Here is a 3,366-nt window from a genome sequence, read left to right as displayed (position 1 = left end):
ATAACGACACCGAGAGTGCCGATACCCCGAGTGCCATCAGCTTCGATGCCGATGATGTGGCCGCCGCCCAGTACGGCACCTTCATCGATAACGGCGACGGGAACTGGACCTATCAGGTCGACACCACCAACGGCGCCGTCCAGGCGCTGGATGATGGTGAGTTCCTGACGGAAACCTTCGAGTACACCCTGACCGACGCCGATGGCGATACCAGCACGGCGACGCTGACGGTGACCATCAACGGGGCCACCGACGGCCCGCCGACGGTGGATATCGATGACAAGGCCCCGAATGCCGAGGGCGCCGATCACAGCGTGGTCGAGGCGACCGGCAACACCATCAGTGGCACGGCCACGGTGGGTGCCGAGGCGGGTATCGACAGCGTGACCGTCGAGGGTCAGGACATCACCGATGCCAGTAATAATCCGGTGACCCTGCAGGGTGACGAAGGCACCCTGACCATCACCGGCTATGATGCCGCCACAGGTGAAATTACCTACGACTACATCGAGGACGGCGATGCCGAGGATCACAGCGACGGCGAAATCTTCGACCGCTTCGATCTCGAGGTCACCGACCTGGCCGGCGAGTCGACCACGGATAGCCTGGATATCCGTATCGAGGACACCGAGCCGAGTGCCGACGACGACCGTGAAACTATCGGGGAAGATGATACTTCGCCGGTGACCGGCAATGTGCTGGATAACGATACCGAGAGTGCCGATACCCCGAGTGCCATCAGCTTCGATGCCGATGATGTGGCCGCCGCCCAGTACGGCACCTTCGTCGATAACGGCGACGGCAACTGGACCTACCAGGTCGACACCACCAATGGCGCGGTTCAGGCGCTGGACGACGATGACACGCTCACCGAGACGTTCACTTATACGCTGACCGATGCCGATGGCGACACCAGCACGGCGACGCTGACGGTGACCATCAACGGCGCCACCGACGGGCCGCCGACGGTGGATATCGATGACAAGGCGCCGAATGCCGAGGGTGCCGATCACAGCGTGGTCGAGGCCACCGGCAACACCATCAGTGGCACGGCCACGGTGGGCGCCGAGGCGGGCATCGACAGCGTGACCGTCAATGGTCAGGACATCACCGATGCCAGCAACACTTCGGTGACCCTGCAGGGTAACGAAGGCACCCTGACCATCACCGGCTATGACGCTGCCACCGGCGAGATCAGCTACGACTACACCGAAGACGGCGCCGCCGAGAACCATGGCGACGGCGAGATCCTCGACCAGTTCACGCTGGGCGTGACCGACCTGGCCGGCGAATCCACCACGGATAGCCTGGATATCCGTATCGAGGACACCGAGCCTGAAGCCAGTGATGACACCGCCGAGGTAGGCGAGGACGCGTCCAGTGCCATCACGGGTGACGTGTTGGCCAATGATACCGAGAGTGCCGATACCCCGAGCGCCATCAGCTTCGATGCCGATGACGTGGCCGCGGCCAAGTACGGCAGCTTCATCGATAACGGCGACGGCAACTGGTCCTACCAGGTCGACACCACCAATGGCGCCGTCCAGGCGCTGGATGATGGTGAGTTCCTGACGGACACCTTCGAGTACACCCTGACCGATGCCGATGGCGACACCAGCACGGCGACGCTGACGGTGACCATCAACGGGGCCACCGATGGGCCGCCGACGGTGGATATCGATGACAAGGCCCCGAACGCCGAGGGCGCCGATCACAGCGTGGTCGAGGCGACCGGCAACACCATCAGCGGCACGGCCACGGTGGGTGCCGAGGCCGGTATCGACAGCGTGACCGTCGAGGGTCAGGACATCACCGATGCCAGCAATACTCCGGTGACCCTGCAGGGTGACGAAGGCACCCTGACCATCACCGGCTATAACGCCGCCACCGGCGAGATCAGCTACGACTACACCGAGGATGGCGACGCCGAGGACCATGGCAACGGCGAGATCCTGGATCAGTTCACGCTGGGCGTGACGGACCTGGCCGGCGAGTCGACCAGCGACAGCCTGGATATCCGCATCGAGGACACCGAGCCAGCGGCCAGTGATGACAGCGCGGCCATCGGCGAGGATGACACGGACGCGGTGACCGGCAATGTGCTGGACAACGACACCGAGAGTGCCGATACCCCGAGTGAGGTGGTCTTTACCGACACCAGCGCGAGCTACGGCAGCTTCGTCGATAACGGCGACGGCAGCTGGTCCTACCAGGTCGACACCACCAATGGCGCCGTCCAGGCGCTGGACGACGATGACACGCTCACCGAGACGTTCACCTATACGCTGACCGACGCCGATGGCGATACCAGCACGGCGACGCTGACGGTGACCATCAACGGGGCCACCGACGGCCCGCCGACGGTGGATATCGATGACAAGGCCCCGAATGCCGAGGGCGCCGATCACAGCGTGGTCGAGGCGACCGGCAACACCATCAGTGGCACGGCCACGGTGGGCGCCGAGGCGGGCATCGACAGCGTGACCGTCAACGACCAGGACATTACTGGCGCGACGTCTGCCAACCCGGTGACGATCCCGGGTGCCGAGGGCGAACTGCGTATCACCGGCTATGATGCCGCCACGGGTGAAATTACCTACGACTACACCGAGGACGGCGACGCCGAGGACCACAGCGACGGCGAAATCTTCGACCGCTTCGATCTCGAGGTCACCGACCTGGCCGGCGAGTCGACCACGGATAGCCTGGATATCCGCATCGAGGACACCGAGCCCGCGGCCAGTGATGACAGCGCGGCCATCGGCGAGGATGACACGGACGCGGTGACCGGCAATGTGCTGGATAACGATACCGAGAGTGCCGATACCCCGAGTGAGGTGGTCTTTACCGACACCAGCGCGAGCTACGGCAGCTTCGTCGATAACGGCGACGGCAACTGGACCTATCAGGTCGACACCACCAACGGCGCCGTCCAGGCGCTGGACGACGATGACACGCTCACCGAGACGTTCACCTATACGCTGACCGATGCCGATGGCGACACCAGCACGGCGACGCTGACGGTGACCATCAACGGCGCCACCGACGGGCCGCCGACGGTGGATATCGATGACAAGGCGCCGAATGCCGAGGGCGCCGATCACAGCGTGGTCGAGGCGACCGGCAACACCATCAGCGGCACGGCCACGGTGGGTGCCGAGGCCGGTATCGACAGCGTGACCGTCAATGGCACCGATATCACCGATGCCAGCAACACTCCGGTGACCCTGCAGGGTGACGAAGGCACCCTGACCATCACTGGCTATGATGTCGCCACGGGTGAAATTACCTACGACTACACCGAGGACGGCGACGCCGAGGATCATGGCAACGGCGAGATCCTGGATCAGTTCACGCTGGGCGTGA

General features: G+C 64.0%; 1 protein-coding gene. It reads left to right on the top strand.

Translation table 11 applies throughout. The features are described from left to right. The coding region (locus tag RSO41_RS18425; RefSeq protein WP_315620717.1) for a VCBS domain-containing protein at nucleotides 1-3,366 on the top strand (3,366 nt) is incomplete at both ends.

Source organism: Halomonas sp. I1 (genome assembly GCF_032334135.1).
GTDB lineage: Bacteria > Pseudomonadota > Gammaproteobacteria > Pseudomonadales > Halomonadaceae > Halomonas.
Note: the sequence above shows the minus strand (reverse complement) of the source record. Positions and strands in the feature narration are given on the sequence as shown.